Below are 16,297 nucleotides of genomic sequence, written 5' to 3' on the forward strand. Positions count from 1 at the left end.
AGTCTGGCGCTAAAAAGGGGTTGGCGCAAGCGGGTATTAACAGCCGATTAACAGGAATTTGCCGTTGATTCGACGGCAATTTCCATCGCCAAACGAGTACTGTCACCCCGGCCTAACGCCACTAATCCTGGCTGTCCGGCCTGATGATGGGCGTTCACCGGATGACTCTGGGGTTCGAGGCATAAGAATGATTCACCCGACATTCGGAACAGCATCAGCCAGGGTGTTTGCGATGATAATGTGACAGTCATCACATCTCGCTGAATCTTCGCCACGCCGTTCCAGCCGGAATAGCCGACATTCAGCCAGCCGTTCTCGCCGTGTTTTGCCTCGCTGAAATCGATCGCGGGTGGAATTTCACCGTGCCACGCCAGCGGCAAATGCTTCTCCCCTTCCGGCCAGTAGCCGCTGGCCGAAAACTGCACGCGACTTTCCGCCTCAAACACGAACCACGGATGAAAACCCAGCCCGTAGAGCATCGGATTTTTGCCGAAGTGCGTGAGTGTCAGCTCCGCCCGCAGAACGTTTTCCCGCAACCGGTAACGCAGCTCGGCCAGATAGTCGAAACCGCAGGGGTGCTGGCTGCGAAGCAGAAGCAGGCACTCCGTATCCGATACGGATTCAACGGACCAGCGCTCAAGCCAGCCGTTGCCGTGCAGGAAAAACGCGTCATCGACCGGACTGCGAGGCAGCGCGACTTCACGCCCCTGAAATGAAAAGCGATTCCCGGCCACCCGGTTTGCCAGCGGCAGCATTGGGAATAGCGCACTTTCACCTTTGTCCCACAGGACGTGTGTGTCGTGAGTGAGGGACACCAGCTCGCGCAGCCCGCCTCCCTGCGGGTCGACGCTAAGGCGCAGATGCGCGTTTTGAAGCAGTAACGAGTTCTCCATCAGTGAGCCCGTCCGGCATTCGCCGCATGAGTACTTTTCGTGTGCTGTTTTTCCAGCTGTTCTTCCAGCGCTTCGAGGGTCACGCCTTTGGTTTCCGGCACGTTACGCAGAATGTAGAGATACCCGGCCGCACAAATCACGCCGTACAGCAGGAAGCTGCCCGCCGCGCCCAGCCCGGCATTGAGCAGCGGGAAGGTGTAGGTCAGCAGGAAACAGGCCACCCACAGAGCTAACGTTCCGAGCGACATCGCCAGCCCGCGCACGCGGTTCGGGAAGATTTCAGAGAGCAGCACCCAGGTGACCGGGGCCAGCGTCAGAGCGTAAATCGCAATCGCCGCCAGCACCAGCAGCAGAACCGGCCAGCCCATGATGTTCATCGCATAGGCGCTGGCGATCAGCACATAGATAATGGTCAGGCCCGATGCGCCCAGCAGCATCAGCTTGCGACGTCCGATTTTGTCCACCAGCGGCAGCGCGGCGACGGTAAAGACGAGGTTAATAATGCCCGTAGCCACAATCGATTTCAGGGTGTCGTTGATATCAAACCCGGCGGAGGCAAAGATCTCCTGAGCGTAGTTGAAGATCACGTTGATCCCGCACCACTGCTGGAACATCGCCAGCACCATGCCGATAATCACAATCGGTTTGATTTGCGGCTGCAACAGCGTGGAGTAAGAGACTTTCTGAGTGTCTTTTTCCAGCGTATGGGCAATCTCTTTCAGCGTCTGACTGGCGTACTGCGCGGTGCCAATGCGCTCCAGCATGGCGCGCGCACGTTCCGGTTTGCCGACTTTCATCAGCCAGCGCGGGGATTCCGGCACGAAGAACATCAGCAGTAAAAAGGCCAGAGCAGGCACCAGCCCTGCGCCAAACATCCAGCGCCAGCCGATTTGCCCGTTCCAGCTGTGGAGGATGGTCTCCTGCGTTGCGCCTGCCGCCACCGGCTCGGCGATCATCAGGTTTACCAGCTGCGCGGCCAGTACGCCAACCACGATGGTGAGCTGGTTGACCGCCACAAAGCGACCGCGTTTTTCTGCCGGGCTGACTTCGGCGATATAAAGCGGGCTAAGCGCCGAGGCGAGACCAATCCCGATGCCGCCAATAATGCGAAACACCACGAAAACGTCGAAATTATGCGCCAGCGCCGCGCCCAGCGCGGAGATGCTAAACAGCAGCGCCGACAGAATCAGTGGGCGCTTGCGTCCCAGCTTATCGGCGCACCAGCCAGAGATCAGCGCACCAAAAATACAGCCCACCAGCGCGGAGCTCATCGCCCAGCCGGACTGCGCCGGACCGGTTATTGAGAACCAGGCTTCGTAGAAGGGTTTTGCCCCGCCTATCACTACCCAGTCGTAGCCAAACAGCAGCCCACCGCAGGCCGCAACCAGGCAGATGGTCCAGACGTAGCCCATTTTCAGTTGTGTCTGTGCGTCATTATTCATCGTGATTCCTCTTTAAGGGAATGCAGGAAACAGAGGGTTAACAGGTGGGTTGCCCCACCTGTCAGGTCAGTTAGTTAAAAATGCCAGCCGCCTGCGCGTGCTGAACGAAATGCGCTTTGTCGTGCGCAGGATTCAGGGTTAACAGGGTATTGAGGAAACGCTGGCTGGCGGTGAAATCCCCCAGTCCCGCGTGGCCGAGCGCCTCGATAAACAGACAGTGCTGCTGATGCTGTAGCCCGGCGGGTGCATCAAGCACCACCAGATCCGGCAGCGAAACAGCAAAGAAATCGGCCTCAGGTACATCGTCGTGATGGGCTTTCGCCCAGGTCAGGAAACTGTTGAAGTGAGGCTCGGCTGCGGCACTGTCGCCCAACGCGCGCATCGCCATCCCCTGCCAGAAGAGATAATCGGCGGGCTGGTCGTTATAATAGCGCCCGGCATCGAGCGAACTTCCGCCCTGCGCCGCGCGGGTGAAGCAGCGCTGCGCCTCGGCCTGGCTGTCGCACTGCGCATGGCAGTAGCCGAGCAGATACCAAATATCGTTATCCGTTTGCCCCGGCAGACGCCCTTCCCCGAGGTTATGCGGATAGCGGAGCGCGGCCTGCAGCAGGTTTATCGCCTCAGCAAAATCCCCGCAGGCAATGTGCTGCAAGGCGCGATGCTGCTGGTTGAGCAGATACTGGCCGGTGACTTTGCCTTCCCCGCCCTCCCACGGGTGGAACTCGCGGGTTTTCAGTACGTTCGCTGTATCAGCGTAGCGCCCGGAGCCATTCCACAGACTCAGCAGTTCTGCCGTCAGGTCGTCGCGTTTAAGGGCAACATTTTCACGGGCGGACAGCATCGTCAGACGTTTCGCCACCGTTTCGCCAGTGAGTTTGTTCAGGTAGTCGAGTTCGAACAGGAAACGCGGATTTTCCGGTTCCAGCTCGACGGCACGTTGCAGATACTGCTGCGCCAGCGCCAAATCCTGCTGTTTGTTCCATGCGTAAATGCCCAGCAGGCGCTGGGCTGGCGCAAACTGCGGTTCCTGTTGCAGGGTGAATTGCCAGCAAGAGACCGCTTCGTCATAGCGACGTTTGCTGTACCAGAAGCAGCCCAACTGATAGCGGGCAAAGGCATCATCCTGCAAGTTTTGCAGCATTTGCACTTCGTCGAGCGCGTTCGGGAAACGCACGCGGTTAGGCTCGCAGCGCCGCGCGGCAGCGAGGTGACGGGCGCGCGTTTCTGCATTTTCACTTAGCGCCGCACGCCACAATTGCGGGAGCGTCTCCTGGCTGTCGAGCAGATCCAGCACCTCGCGCGTCGCATCACTCATGCCCATCGACGTTAACCAGCCCGCCAGCACGCAGGCATTTGCCCCGCGACGACCCGTCACCTGACGCAGTTTTTCCCGCGAGATGTCATCTTGATTTATCGCCCAGCGCGCATAGTGCAGGGTGTAGCTGAGAGGATGGGTGCGCAGACCGGCATCAATAAACGCCAGCGCGTCGTCTTCGCGCCCGAGTTTCGCCAGCGCCAGCACCTTCAGCCCCATCGCCAGATTGTTACTGGCGTTGATACCAAGGCTGACCTCAACCTTTTCCAGCGCGTCGGCGTAGTCACCGCGCTTCATCGCCAGACGCGCCAATGACCAGAACGCCGCGTCGCGACAGTTCCCGCTCCACGACGCTTTGTAGTAGTGATCCCAGGCTTTTTCGTCATCACCCATACGCTCGAGCGCCGTCGCCAGCAGCTGGCTGGCTTCGCCATCGCGCGGGTTTTTATTCAGCTGATGGGCGCGTACCAAAGCCGCTTTCGCGCACTGCTGCGCCAGGGCCCAGTCTGCGCGGTTGAGCGCCAACGTCCCGAGCGCGACGTTGTTGCGATAGTCGTGCGCGTCCAGCGCCAGCGCACGGCGGTAGTAATCTTCCGCGTAACGGCTGGCGTGGTTGTACTGCTCCAGGTGCTGGCCGATAAAATAGAGTTCGTCGCAATTCGTGATGTTTTCCGGCAATGCCGGGGCGGTGGCCGGTGCGGGCAGCGGCGTCTCTTCGGGAATATGCTCCTGATAGCTCAGCAGTGTGCGGCCCGACGCATCTTTGACCGTCAGGGTTAAACGCGGTGATGTGAAATTTTCCAGCGTCTGCTGATGACTCTCGCCGGGAAGCAGGCTGAGGCGCGTTTGCCAGAGCGTTTTACCTTCAGCGCTCAGTTCAAGACTCACCTCCACCAGCGGCGCGATGGCGTAAATTCCCAGCTGTAAATGCGGCGCGTGGCGTTCCAGTTTTAACGCCAGCTGGGTATTGGCGTTCTGCACCATACCCAGCTCGCTGTAAGGCAGGAAATTCTGCACGAACACTTTCTCTTCGTACGGCGCAAGCCAGGTGAAATCCGGCTGGTTATCGGTAAAGACGCCGGTCATCAGCTCAATATAGGGGCCGTTTTCATCCGTCAGATGGCGATCCCAGGCGCGGCCAAACTCTTCATGGCCCCAGGTCCACTGCTTTTTACCCGGTGAAACGTGATGATCGGCAACGTGTAGCAACCCGCCGCGCTCACCGTGGTGGTACGCCCCGACAAAATCGTAATCAGATTTCTCGGCCATGTAGGAGGTCGGCACTGGCACGTTTTTGTAGCGCGAGATATCCACGCCCGCCGAATAGTCGACTTTGTAATAGGTTCCATGAGCAATCGGGAAGGCGGAGACATCGCGTTTACCGTGATCAAAGACTGCCGTCACATCTGGCGGGAAAACGCTCTGGTGGTCGTTCCCGCCCTTCACCGCCGGGTTGGCCCACCACAGGAAGTGGCGCGGCGTGGCGTTGGGGTTAAATACTTTGCCGGTAATTTCGATCAGCGCACGATCCGGATAAAGCGTAAAACCGGTCATTACCTGAAGGCCTCGCATCGGTTCGGCTTCGCCCATCCAGACGGTTTGTGCGCCGTTGTCGGCAGGCTGAATACTCAAATCCACGGGCATAAACGTGGTCGGACGATGGTGCTGCGGCCAGTTAAATTCTATACCGCCGGAGATCCACGGCCCGAGCAGGCCCACCAGCGCGGGTTTGACCACCTCGTTGTAGTAGACAAAATCGCGCTCTTTGACTTTGTCATAGGCGCGGTGAATTCTTCCGCCCAATTCCGGCAGCAGCATAATGCGGATAAAGTCGTTTTCCATCCACACCGCCTGGTACTCGCGCATTTCGCGTTTGCCCGTCAGGGTGTCGGTGACGCCATAGGGATAGACCGCGCCGGACGAGCCTTGATAGACGCGTTTTTCGAGAAACATCGGATTGGTATCTTCGCTGCCTGTCGTCCAGGTGGGGAGAGAGAGAGTTTCTTGCCAGACTTTAACAACTCCGTACATAGCCATTCTCCAGTAAACAAATGTTAGTGAATGAGGGGATGGCAACAGTCTGGCGGAGAGTGATATGTTTTAATTGCTTAAAGCTCACGCAATACAGTTAACGAGGTTTAGTGAAATGCAGGAGTCAGGTCTGAACAATCAGCGGGTGCGACAGCTTAATCGCCAGACTCTGCTGAAACTGGTGTGGAAACACAAACAGCTGAGCAAATCGCGTTTTGCGCAATTTACCGGCCTGTCGATTCCGGCAGTCAGCAAAATCCTCGATGAACTGGTGGAGGATGGCAAACTCAGCCACTCCAGTGAAAATATGAGCAGCAGAGGGCTGAACGGCGGCAGTTATCAGATTCCGCCTGAGGGCGATTACATTCTCTGCATGAATGTGACCCCCACCAGTATCGAAAGCCAACTCTGCGATGCGCAGCTGTCGGCGCTCGGTGAGTTTGAACGCCGCGCCATCAGCGCCCCCACACCGCAGGCACTGCTGGCCGCAATTGAATCTATCTGGCTGCAGCAGTCAAAAAACTGGCCGCGAAAAACCATCAATCTGGCGCTGGGTATTCACGGCCAGGTCGACCCGGTAACCGGCGTGTCGCAAACCATGCCGCAAGCGCCGTGGCGCGGGAACGTGGAGATTAAATATCTGCTGGAGGAGAAGCTGCGCATTACGGTGAAGCTGGATAACGACTGCGTGATGCTGGCCCTCGCGGAGAAATGGCAAAATGCGCAGAACCGCGAGGATTTTTGCGTGATTAACGTCGATTACGGTATCGGCTCGTCGTTCGTGATTAACGGACAAATTTATCGCGGGAATTTATACGGTAGCGGGCAAATCGGGCATACGATCGTTAACCCGGATGGCGCGATGTGCGACTGTGGCCGCTATGGCTGCCTGGAGACGGTGGCCTCCCTTTCCGCCCTGAAAAAACAGGCGCGGATCTGGCTTAAGAGCCACCCTGCTGTCCCGCAGCAAGATCCTGAAACCCTCAGCTCACAGCAGCTGGTGAAAGCCTGGCACGCGGGCGACGAACACGTGATGCGCTGGGTGGAAGAGTCGGCGCATGCGATTGGCCTGAGCCTGTATAACTTCCTCAACATTCTGAATATCAATCAAATTTGGTTTTATGGCCGCAGCTGCGGGTTTGGTGAGAGTTGGCTTGAAGCGATAAAACAGCGCATCGGCTTTAATCCGTTTGATCACAGCGATGGCTTAAAGCGCAATGCCACGCAGATTAATTTTGGCGGCTTAACCCGCGCCCAGCAGGTAATGGGCATTGGATATTTGTATGTCGAAGCCGCACTTGAAAATGAAGGCTAACGCGATTCAGCTTTTCCTTTAATATAATTACCGGGTAAATATTTTATTAAGACAAAGAGATTATTAGCTTTTCGATTAGTAATCCGTGTTTACTGAAATATAAACGCCCGCGCAAAGTCCGTTTCATTTTAGCCTCCTACAATTGCCAACGTTCAATTCTCTCCGGGTTCAATAAAATGAATCCGCGCTTCCTGGCAATTAGGAGTTTTCAGAATGGAATTAGCACAAGTCAATGAGCAAAAGACCGTGAAGAAGGATAATTTCGCGAGCGACAGAGTTTCCTGGAGCACCGCTATTTCCTATGGCATGGGGAGCTTCGGGGCAAATGTGATGTATGCCTTTATCGCTATCTATCTCATGCTTTACTATACCGACAGTTTTGGCATCAAAGCCGCAGCAGTCGGATTATTGTTTTTAATCGCCCGCCTTGTCGATGGCGCAACGGATATTGCCCTCGGTATTCTGGTGGATAATACCCACACAAAAATGGGGAAATTCCGCCCGTGGATTCTGGTCGGCAGTATTCTGGTTTCTCTGACCACCGTCGCCTGTTTTCTGAGTCCGGATCTTTCAGAGGCCGGAAAGCTGGTATATGCCTACTCGACCTATATATTGTGGAGTGTCTGCTTCGCGATCATTGATATTCCCTACTGGTCGCTGTCCGCCGCCATCACGCAGAATCCGACGGAACGCACCAAAGTGATTACCATTCCCCGAACCATTGCCACCTTCGGATTTCTCTCCGTCAGCGCCTCGACGCTGTGGCTGGTAAAGTACGTCGGAAGCTGGTGGGCCGTGGCCATTATTTACAGCGTGGTGTTTCTGGTGTGTATGCTAATTACCTTTTTTGGCGTCAAGGAAAAGCATACGGTGCCGCGCAAAGAGCGTCAGAGTTTCAAAGGATTCTGGACCTTGTTAAAACAGCATCGCCCGCTGCGGTTATTACTCATCGGGATGTTCTTATTAGAAATGATCGGCGTAATTCGTGGAACCTTCCAGCTTTACTTCTTTATCTATAATTTAAATGCTGAAATGATGTTAGGGATTTTCCTGACTGTATCGATGATTGCACAGGTTTTAGGTGCTGTCGTCTCTCCCTTTATTTCTGCCAGAATAGGCAAAAAGAATACCGCTATTTACAACAGCGCGGTCATGGCGCTGGCCTGTATGCTGTTATTCTTTTTCCAGTCCAACATCATATTAATCTTTATTGTTGGCGCTCTGGCGCCGTTCTGTGGCGGGATTGGGCAAATCTCCCTTTATTCGATGGTCGCAGACTGCGTGGAATACGGCGAGTGGCGCAGCGGCAATCGCTCCGAAGGAATGGTTTTTTCACTCAATATTTTTAAAACCAAACTCTCAGGCGCTATTGGCGGCGCAATCGGTGGATTTATGCTGTCGTGGGCCGGATATATTCCGCATCAGATTCAGGCGACCGAGACCGCCATGTGGATCGGTCTGCTATTCACGATGATTCCGGGCGTATTAACCCTGCTAAGTCTGGTCCCGCTTGCTCGCTATGAAATTACCGAAGAACGTTTCTACGAAATTTTGAGCGATATCCATCAACGTAACGCCGCGTCCTCTGCCGAGGTGAAAGCATGATTATCTGGAACCCTGAAAAACAGTCTTTCCACCTGCAGAATAGCCAGATTAGCTACGTATTCGGGATTGCGCATCAGCGTTATCTGGTTCACTGCTACTGGGGTAAACGTATTGCCGATTGTTCGCAACCGCATGATTACCCGAAGCTCGACCGGTCATCGTTTTCCCCGACACCAGCCGAATGGCCGGACAGGACGTTCTCGCTGGATACGGTGTTACAGGAATATCCGGGACACGGCGCTGGCGATTACCGCGAGCCTGCCTTTGAAGTACGTTATGCCGACGGGCATCAGGTGTCGAACCTGCACTATGTTTCACATCAGATAGTGTCAGGGAAACTCGCCCTCGATGGCCTTCCCGCCACATGGGTCAGTTCGCCGGAGGAAGCACAAACGCTGAGGGTGACGATGGCCGATCCCGTTACGCATCTGCAGGTGGAACTTAGCTACACGATTTTTCGTGACCTGCCGGTGGTAACGCGCCACGCGCGGATCACAAACCCGGGCGACAAACCGCTGCGTCTGCTGCGCGCTCTGAGCTGTTCGCTGGATTTCCCCGACAGCGAGTTTGAGCAGATACAGTTCCCCGGCGCGTGGGCGAGAGAGCGTCAGCTGCATCGTCAGCCGCTGAACCCCGGCATAACGGTCCTCGACAGCAAGCGCGGGGCGAGCAGTACCCATCAGCAGCCGTTTATTGGCCTGGTTCGCCCGCATACCACCGAAATGCAGGGCGAGGCGTGGGGGTTGCATCTGGTCTACAGCGGTAATTTTACCGCCCGCACCGAAGTAGATGCGTATCAACAGACCCGCGTTCAGCTCGGCATTAACCCTCATGGTTTTGGCTGGGAACTGCAACCCGGCGACAGTTTCCAGACGCCAGAGGCGGTGCTCGCCTGGTCGGAAACTGGGCTGAATGGGCTTTCTCATGCCCTACACACGCTCTATCGCGACCATCTGGTGCGTGGCCCCTATCGCCATCAGACCCGCCCGATTCTCGCCAACAACTGGGAATCGACGTATTTCGATTTTAATGAGGAAAAATTACTGCGTTTTGCGCGCAACGCCAAAGCGCTCGGCGTGGAACTGCTGATGCTCGACGACGGCTGGTTCGGTGAGCGCAGCGGAGATACGTCGTCGCTAGGCGACTGGTTTGTTAACCAGCAGAAATTCCCCCACGGTCTGCGCCCGCTGATCGATCAAGTGCATGCCCTGGAGATGAAGTTCGGCCTGTGGTTTGAGCCGGAAATGGTGTCGCGGCGCAGCGAGCTGTTTGCTGAGCACCCGGACTGGGTCCTCAACGCGGGCGATCAACCGCTCTCCGAAGGGCGTAATCAGTACATCCTCGATTTAGGCCGCCCGGAAGTGCGCGACAATATTCTTGAACAGCTGAGTACGTTTCTCGCCAGCCATCCCGTGGATTACATCAAGTGGGATATGAACCGCAACATGACCGAAGTCGGCTCTTCGACGGTGCGAGCCACACAGCAGCAGGAGACGGCGCATCGCTACATGCTGGGCCTGTATGCGCTGCTGGATGCGCTGACCACCCGCTTCCCGCACATTTTGTTTGAGTGCTGCGCAGGCGGTGGCGGACGCTTCGATCCGGGGATGCTGTTTTACATGCCGCAGGCCTGGGTCAGCGACAATACGGATGCTGCCTCGCGGGTGCAGATCCAGTACGCCACCAGCATGTTGTATCCGCCGGTTATGCAGTGCGCCCATGTTTCCGAAGTACCTAACCATCAGATGGGGCGCTCCACCAGCATGGCGATGCGCGGGGCCGTCGCCATGAGCGGCAATTACGGCCTGATGCTCGACCTGATGCACAGCAACGCTGAGCGCGATGACGCCGTGCGCCAGCAGATCGCATTCTACAAACAGCACCGGAAACTGCTGCAATTCGGCACTTTCTGGCGACTCATCTCACCGTGGGAAAACCCTGATTTTGCCGCCTGGATGTTTGTCTCTCCCGACCAAAGCGAAGCGCTGCTGATGGCCTTCTCGCTAGTGAGCCACGCCTCGGCTCCCCTGCGTAAAATCCGTCTCGCCGGGCTGGACTCTGCTTCGCGGTATCAGTTGGACAACCAGTGTCTCGGCGGGGATGAGCTGATGTACCGCGGGATCTTCGTCGATCCCCCTCTGAGCCGGGATTACATCAGCCGCATCTGGCATCTGAAACGTCAGCCTTAACGCCAGGGGGCGCTGGCCCCCATCAATCGCGCTGTTCTGAATATCAGTCTTCACATGGAGGAGGAGTTTCTATGCACTATTTTCGCCTTAACGCGCTGTTTGCCGCTCTGCTGGCAAGCGTGCCTGTCATTCTATTTCCTGCCCCTGCCACCGCGTCCGGCTTCGTTGATGATTCTCATCTCACCGGCGGAATTTATTATTCCCAGCGCTATCGCGACAAGCGCGATATGACCGTCGGCAGCGAGGATTACGGGCATTACGTGGAAGATCTTCACCATTCGACCTTTAACGCCAATCTCGATTTCACCTCCGGTTACGCGGCGGACCTGATTGGCCTCGACGTGGCCGGTTTTGCCGCCGCCAACCTTGCCACCGGCAGTGCGGCGCATCCGAATGAAATTAGCCTCAGCTCGGCCAATCAGCGCTGGGGCGAGGATTGGTCCGGCGATAAGGGCGGTTTTAATCTCTACAAAGCGGCGCTGAAAATGAAATATGACGATTACTGGATGCGCGCAGGTTACATCCAGCCGTCCGGCCAGACGCTACTCGCCGTGCATTGGGGCTTTGTGCCCGGTGCTTATCAGGGGGCGGAGATCGGCGGCAGCTGGGATTTTGGCGAGCACGGCGCGCTGTCCAGTTCGTACCTGTGGTCGGATAAATACAAAGCCCCGTGGTACACGGAGATGTACGAGTTCCGTGCGGCGGATAACACCACCAAAATCAATTACGTTCACTCTCTTGGGCTGCGTTACGACTTCAAAAATAAACTGGTGCTGGAGGCTTCGATGGCTCAGGCAGCTGATTTTATGGATCAGTATTTCGGCAAAGTGTCGTACAGCTTCCCGGTGGCCGGCAACGACTTGCGCATGAGCTATCAGTTTTACGGCGCAAAAGACAAAGTGGGCGATAACACCATCGCCGCCTATGGTTCCGTCAACGACGAATATGACGGGTTAGCCTGGCTGCAGGGCATCATGCTCGGCTATACCGTGGATACGCTGGATTTCCGCCTCGAAGCGCAGACCGTAAAAGCCGAAGGTAACCAGGGCTTCTTCCTGCAACGTATCACCCCGGCTTATGCCAGCTCCAACGGACGACTGGATATCTGGTGGGATGCGGCATCCGACTTTGATGCCAACGGTGAAACCTCTGTCTTCGCCGGTGTGACCTATGACCTGAAAAATTACGATCTGCCCGGCTGGGCGATTGGCGCAGGTTATGCCTACGGCTGGAATGGTAAACCCTGCACTACCTGTACCGTGAACGGAGAGCTTGCCGATCAGAGTCAGCGCATCGATGAATCTGCCTGGACCTTCAATATCGCCCACACGGTGCAGACCGGCCGCCTGAAAGGCACGCTGTTTAATCTGCACTACATCAACTACGACAACCACGGCAGTAACCCCAACTACAGCGGCGGCTACAACAACATGTTCCAGGACGAAATCGACATTAAATTCAATGTGATTGCGCCATTTACGATTTTTTAATCGCTCATAAACCACAGGAGATCAGAGATGAAAATAATAGGGATAGTTTTTGGGCTTTTACTGCTGGCGGGCTGTCAGACATCGCCCTCTTCGCAAACTCAGGAAACCGTTTCCCCCACCGACTATCAGGCCTGTATTCAAGCCGCTAAAAGCGGGAACGGTGCGGAAAGCGAGGCGAAGTGTGAGAGGGTGATGGATGACACGCGCTAAGGGTTAAGCAGCTGATTATTTGGTCTTATGGCGGAGTTCCGGGTTGTGTATTAGCTTTAACGTAAACCCCACCCAATAACGAGCCTGCCATGAACACTCTACGCTATTTCGATTTCGGTCAGTCCCGCTCGCTGGTTCTGCTGATTGCACGTATCGCGGTTGTTGTGTTGTTTATTATTTTTGGACTTCCAAAAATAACCGGGTTTGATGGAACAGTGCAGTATATGACGTCGCTCGGCGCACCGATGCCAATGCTGGCGGCGATTATTGCGGTGATCATGGAAGTGCCCGCCGCGATTTTGATTGTGCTCGGTTTCTATACCCGACCACTGGCAGTGTTATTTGTCTTCTATACCCTGGGGACGGCGGTGATTGGCCACCACTACTGGGATATGAGTGGCGATGCGGTGATGCCGAACATGATTAACTTCTACAAGAATGTGAGTATTGCCGGGGCGTTTCTGTTACTGGCCGTGACCGGGCCGGGGGCGATATCGATCGACCGTCGGTAACATCCTCGCTTATCGGGCCGACATTATTCCCAGACAATAAAAAAGGCCGCTTACGCGGCCTTTTAAACTGAAGCGAGATCTTACGCGTACACAGGGAAACGTGCGCAGATATCCAGCACTTTGCCTTTGATACGTTCGATAACCGCTTCGTCGTTGATGTTGTCGAGAACATCACACATCCAGCCAGCCAGCTCTTTCACTTCGGCTTCTTTGAAACCGCGGCGAGTCACAGCCGGAGAACCGATACGGATACCGGACGTCACAAACGGGCTCTTCGGATCGTTAGGTACGCTGTTTTTGTTCACGGTGATGTTGGCACGGCCAAGCGCAGCATCTGCTTCTTTACCGGTCAGGTTTTTGTCCACCAGATCCAGCAGGAACAGGTGGTTCTCAGTGCCGCCAGAAACCACTTTGTAGCCGCGGTTCAGGAACACTTCCACCATCGCTTTGGCGTTTTTGGCAACCTGCTGCTGGTAAACTTTGAACTCTGGCTCCATCGCTTCTTTCAGTGCGACAGCTTTAGCCGCGATGACGTGCATCAGCGGGCCGCCCTGTGCGCTTGGGAACACAGCAGAGTTCAGTTTCTTATACAGATCTTCGTCACCGCCTTTCGCCAGGATCAGGCCGCCGCGCGGACCCGCCAGGGTTTTGTGGGTGGTGGTGGTCACGACGTGCGCGTGTGGAACCGGGTTCGGGTAAACGCCTGCCGCGATCAGACCGGCAACGTGTGCCATATCCACGAACAGGTATGCGCCGATGCTGTCTGCGATTTCACGCATTTTTGCCCAGTCAACCACGCCGGAGTAAGCAGAGAAACCACCGATGATCATCTTCGGTTTGTGGGTCTGTGCCTGCTTCGCCATGTCTTCATAGTCAATTTTACCGGACTCATCAATACCGTAAGGGATGATGTTGTACAGTTTACCGGAGAAGTTAACCGGGGAACCGTGAGTCAGGTGACCGCCCTGCGCCAGGTTCATACCGAGAACGGTATCGCCCGGCTGCAGCAGCGCGGTGTAAACCGCGAAGTTAGCCTGAGAACCAGAGTGCGGCTGAACGTTCGCGTAGTCTGCGCCGAACAGCTCTTTTGCACGGTCAATCGCCAGTTGTTCAACGATATCAACGTACTCGCAACCGCCGTAGTAGCGCTTGCCCGGGTAACCTTCTGCATATTTGTTGGTCAGCTGAGAACCCTGCGCCTGCATGACGCGCGGGCTGGTGTAGTTCTCGGAGGCGATCAGTTCGATGTGCTCTTCCTGACGTACTTTTTCCTGCTCCATAGCCTGCCACAGTTCGGCATCATAATCGGCAATGTTCATTTCACGCTTTAACATCCGCATCTCCTGACTCAGCTAACAATAAAATTTGGCCTAGAAAAGGCTGTCCTGATAGACGACGGGCAACAGTATAACCGAATAGTGTTGCGATAACAGGTCTTGACAAACGATTTTACGCAAACGTTTACCTCCACGCCACGCAAGGGTTTGAGGAATAAAGACCTCGCGGTTTTCAATGGATTTCTTTTCAGGTTTGTGATGCAACTATTTCATGTTGCAAAGAACCATTTACAACACAGGGTTATTTTTTATAAGATGCATTTAAAATACATCATTAAAATAACTGTCCAAGGAAGTTGCTATGTTAGACGCTCAAACCATCGCTACAGTGAAAGCTACCATTCCCCTGCTGGTCGAAACTGGACCTAAACTCACCGCCCATTTTTACGATCGCATGTTCGCGCACAACCCGGAGCTCAAAGAGATTTTCAATATGAGCAACCAGCGCAACGGCGATCAGCGCGAAGCCCTGTTTAACGCCATCGCCGCGTATGCCAGCAATATTGAAAACCTGGCCGCGCTACTGCCTGCCGTCGAGAAAATCGCCCAGAAGCACACCAGCTTCCAGATTAAACCGGAGCAATATGACATCGTCGGCGGGCACCTGCTGGCGACGCTGGACGAGATGTTCAGCCCAGGCCAGGAGGTGCTTGACGCCTGGGGCAAAGCCTACGGCGTGCTGGCGGGTGTGTTCATCAATCGTGAAGCGCAGATTTACAGCGAACACGCCACGAAAAACGGAGGCTGGGAAGGTACGCGCGCATTCCGTATCGTCGAAAAAACTCCGCGCAGTGCGCTTATTACTAGCTTTGAATTTGAGCCGGTCGACGGACAGCCGGTCGCGGATTATCAGCCAGGCCAGTATCTCGGCGTGTGGCTAAAGCCAGAAGGGTTCCCGCATCAGGAAATTCGTCAATATTCACTCACCCGTAAAGCGAATGGCAAAGGCTATCGTATTGCGGTGAAACGTGAAGACGGCGGTCAGGTTTCGAGCTGGCTGCATAATCATGCTGTCGTCGGGGATGTGGTTCATCTGGCTGCACCTGCGGGTGATTTCTTTATGGCGGTAGAGGCGAACACTCCGGTGACGCTGATTTCCGCGGGTGTTGGTCAAACGCCGATGCTGGCTATGCTGGATACCCTCGCAGCGGCTAACCACAGCGCGCAGGTCAACTGGTTCCACGCGGCAGAAAACGGCCAGGTGCATGCTTTTGCTGATGAAGTGAAGACCCTGGGTGCCACGCTGCCGCACTTTGCTTCGCATGTCTGGTTTAATCAACCGGAAAGCGGAGACCGGTTTGATAGCGCAGGGCTGATGGATTTACGCACTCAGGAAGGGTTGTTCAGCGATCCGGCGATGCAGTTTTATCTTTGCGGTCCGGTCGGGTTTATGCAGTTTGCGGCGAAGCAACTGGTTGAGCTGGGTGTGAACGCAGAGCAGATTCATTACGAATGCTTTGGTCCGCACAAGGTGCTGTAAGCCCAAAAAAGCCGGGTGGCGGCTTCGCCTTACCCGGCCTACGAGTCAGGTGCGGTCTGGTGCCCTCACCCTAACCCTCTCCCACGGGGAGAGGGAAAAAAATCTATCCGCTTAAATCGCCGCGTCGTCTTCTTCACCCGTACGAATACGGATGACGCGCGCCACGTCAAAGACGAAGATCTTGCCGTCACCAATTTTACCGGTCTGGGCCGTGCGGATAATGGTATCCACGCAGGTATCGACGATATCGTCAGTCACCACAATTTCGATTTTCACTTTCGGCAGGAAATCCACCATGTACTCTGCGCCACGGTACAACTCGGTATGACCTTTCTGGCGACCAAAGCCTTTCACTTCCGTGACGGTCATCCCGGTGATACCGACTTCCGCCAGCGCTTCACGCACATCATCCAGTTTGAAAGGTTTAATAATCGCATCAATCTTTTTCATGGTGGGTCCTTAAACGCTCGCCTGTCTG

12 protein-coding genes are annotated in these 16,297 nt (G+C 55.4%); 7 read left to right on the forward strand and 5 right to left on the reverse strand.

Features of this window, described 5'->3' with window-relative positions; genetic code table 11:
• Positions 1 to 47: 47 nt before the first annotated feature.
• The 3 genes from JBO43_RS06225 to JBO43_RS06235 all read right to left on the reverse strand — a co-directional run bounded on the left by JBO43_RS06225 (position 48) and on the right by JBO43_RS06235 (position 5,681).
• Positions 48 to 893: an aldose 1-epimerase gene (locus tag JBO43_RS06225; protein ID WP_202673909.1), complete on the reverse strand. Its 846-nt coding sequence runs from the start codon at positions 891 to 893 to the stop codon at positions 48 to 50.
• A complete protein-coding gene (locus JBO43_RS06230; RefSeq protein WP_202673910.1) occupies positions 893 to 2,335 on the reverse strand; it encodes a sugar porter family MFS transporter in 1,443 nt (480 codons plus the stop codon). Before JBO43_RS06230 ends, JBO43_RS06225 begins: the two co-directional genes overlap by 1 nt.
• A gap of 70 nt (positions 2,336 to 2,405) precedes the next feature.
• The gene (locus JBO43_RS06235; RefSeq protein ID WP_202673911.1) at positions 2,406 to 5,681 is read right to left on the reverse strand and encodes a DUF5107 domain-containing protein; all 3,276 of its coding nucleotides are present in this window, start codon (positions 5,679 to 5,681) and stop codon (positions 2,406 to 2,408) included.
• 115 nt (positions 5,682 to 5,796) lie between these two features.
• Between JBO43_RS06235 and JBO43_RS06240 the strand changes: the two genes are divergently transcribed.
• The 6 genes from JBO43_RS06240 to JBO43_RS06265 all read left to right on the forward strand — a co-directional run bounded on the left by JBO43_RS06240 (position 5,797) and on the right by JBO43_RS06265 (position 13,002).
• Positions 5,797 to 6,996 carry an ROK family protein gene (locus JBO43_RS06240; RefSeq protein ID WP_202673912.1) on the forward strand — a complete coding sequence of 400 codons (1,200 nt, stop codon included), beginning with the start codon at positions 5,797 to 5,799 and terminating at the stop codon, positions 6,994 to 6,996.
• Between the two features lie 213 nt (positions 6,997 to 7,209).
• Entirely contained in the window at positions 7,210 to 8,601 is a 1,392-nt protein-coding gene (locus tag JBO43_RS06245) for an MFS transporter (RefSeq protein WP_202673913.1), read from the forward strand.
• Complete coding sequence (locus JBO43_RS06250; RefSeq protein ID WP_202673914.1) at positions 8,598 to 10,790, forward strand: alpha-galactosidase; 2,193 nt, start codon at positions 8,598 to 8,600, stop codon at positions 10,788 to 10,790. The genes JBO43_RS06245 and JBO43_RS06250 overlap by 4 nt, the downstream gene beginning before the upstream one ends.
• Positions 10,791 to 10,861: 71 nt before the next feature.
• Positions 10,862 to 12,280, forward strand: coding sequence for an OprD family outer membrane porin (locus tag JBO43_RS06255; RefSeq protein ID WP_202673915.1), 1,419 nt, complete (start codon positions 10,862 to 10,864; stop codon positions 12,278 to 12,280).
• A gap of 27 nt (positions 12,281 to 12,307) precedes the next feature.
• Positions 12,308 to 12,490 carry a ChiQ/YbfN family lipoprotein gene (gene chiQ, locus JBO43_RS06260; protein ID WP_095282922.1) on the forward strand — a complete coding sequence of 61 codons (183 nt, stop codon included), beginning with the start codon at positions 12,308 to 12,310 and terminating at the stop codon, positions 12,488 to 12,490.
• An 89-nt stretch (positions 12,491 to 12,579) separates the two neighbouring features.
• Positions 12,580 to 13,002 (forward strand): DoxX family protein, encoded by a 423-nt coding sequence (locus tag JBO43_RS06265; RefSeq protein WP_095282923.1) that lies wholly within the window; start codon positions 12,580 to 12,582, stop codon positions 13,000 to 13,002.
• Positions 13,003 to 13,082: 80 nt separating this feature from the next.
• Here JBO43_RS06265 and glyA read toward each other — a convergent pair whose 3' ends face one another.
• Positions 13,083 to 14,336, reverse strand: a complete 1,254-nt coding sequence (gene glyA, locus JBO43_RS06270) for a serine hydroxymethyltransferase (RefSeq protein ID WP_095282924.1) — start codon at positions 14,334 to 14,336, stop codon at positions 13,083 to 13,085.
• Positions 14,337 to 14,640: 304 nt separating this feature from the next.
• Between glyA and hmpA the strand changes: the two genes are divergently transcribed.
• Complete coding sequence (gene hmpA / locus JBO43_RS06275; protein WP_095282925.1) at positions 14,641 to 15,819, forward strand: NO-inducible flavohemoprotein; 1,179 nt, start codon at positions 14,641 to 14,643, stop codon at positions 15,817 to 15,819.
• Positions 15,820 to 15,930: 111 nt separating this feature from the next.
• Here the strand turns inward: hmpA and glnB are convergent, their stop codons facing one another.
• A complete protein-coding gene (gene glnB / locus JBO43_RS06280) occupies positions 15,931 to 16,269 on the reverse strand; it encodes a nitrogen regulatory protein P-II (RefSeq protein ID WP_002914032.1) in 339 nt (112 codons plus the stop codon).
• Positions 16,270 to 16,297: the final 28 nt, after the last annotated feature.

Origin of the sequence: Lelliottia jeotgali, assembly GCF_016771845.1 — a bacterium.
GTDB lineage: Bacteria > Pseudomonadota > Gammaproteobacteria > Enterobacterales > Enterobacteriaceae > Enterobacter > Enterobacter jeotgali.

Excerpts from the sequence above, each read along its gene's own strand:
- JBO43_RS06225 (WP_202673909.1), bottom strand. The coding sequence starts at position 893 with ATGGAGAACTCGTTACTGCTTCAAAACGCGCATCTGCGCCTTAGCGTC.
- JBO43_RS06230 (WP_202673910.1), bottom strand. The coding sequence starts at position 2,335 with ATGAATAATGACGCACAGACACAACTGAAAATGGGCTACGTCTGGACC.
- JBO43_RS06235 (WP_202673911.1), bottom strand. The coding sequence starts at position 5,681 with ATGTACGGAGTTGTTAAAGTCTGGCAAGAAACTCTCTCTCTCCCCACC.
- JBO43_RS06240 (WP_202673912.1), top strand. The coding sequence starts at position 5,797 with ATGCAGGAGTCAGGTCTGAACAATCAGCGGGTGCGACAGCTTAATCGC.
- JBO43_RS06245 (WP_202673913.1), top strand. The coding sequence starts at position 7,210 with ATGGAATTAGCACAAGTCAATGAGCAAAAGACCGTGAAGAAGGATAAT.
- JBO43_RS06250 (WP_202673914.1), top strand. The coding sequence starts at position 8,598 with ATGATTATCTGGAACCCTGAAAAACAGTCTTTCCACCTGCAGAATAGC.
- JBO43_RS06255 (WP_202673915.1), top strand. The coding sequence starts at position 10,862 with ATGCACTATTTTCGCCTTAACGCGCTGTTTGCCGCTCTGCTGGCAAGC.
- chiQ (WP_095282922.1), top strand. The coding sequence starts at position 12,308 with ATGAAAATAATAGGGATAGTTTTTGGGCTTTTACTGCTGGCGGGCTGT.
- JBO43_RS06265 (WP_095282923.1), top strand. The coding sequence starts at position 12,580 with ATGAACACTCTACGCTATTTCGATTTCGGTCAGTCCCGCTCGCTGGTT.
- glyA (WP_095282924.1), bottom strand. The coding sequence starts at position 14,336 with ATGTTAAAGCGTGAAATGAACATTGCCGATTATGATGCCGAACTGTGG.
- hmpA (WP_095282925.1), top strand. The coding sequence starts at position 14,641 with ATGTTAGACGCTCAAACCATCGCTACAGTGAAAGCTACCATTCCCCTG.
- glnB (WP_002914032.1), bottom strand. The coding sequence starts at position 16,269 with ATGAAAAAGATTGATGCGATTATTAAACCTTTCAAACTGGATGATGTG.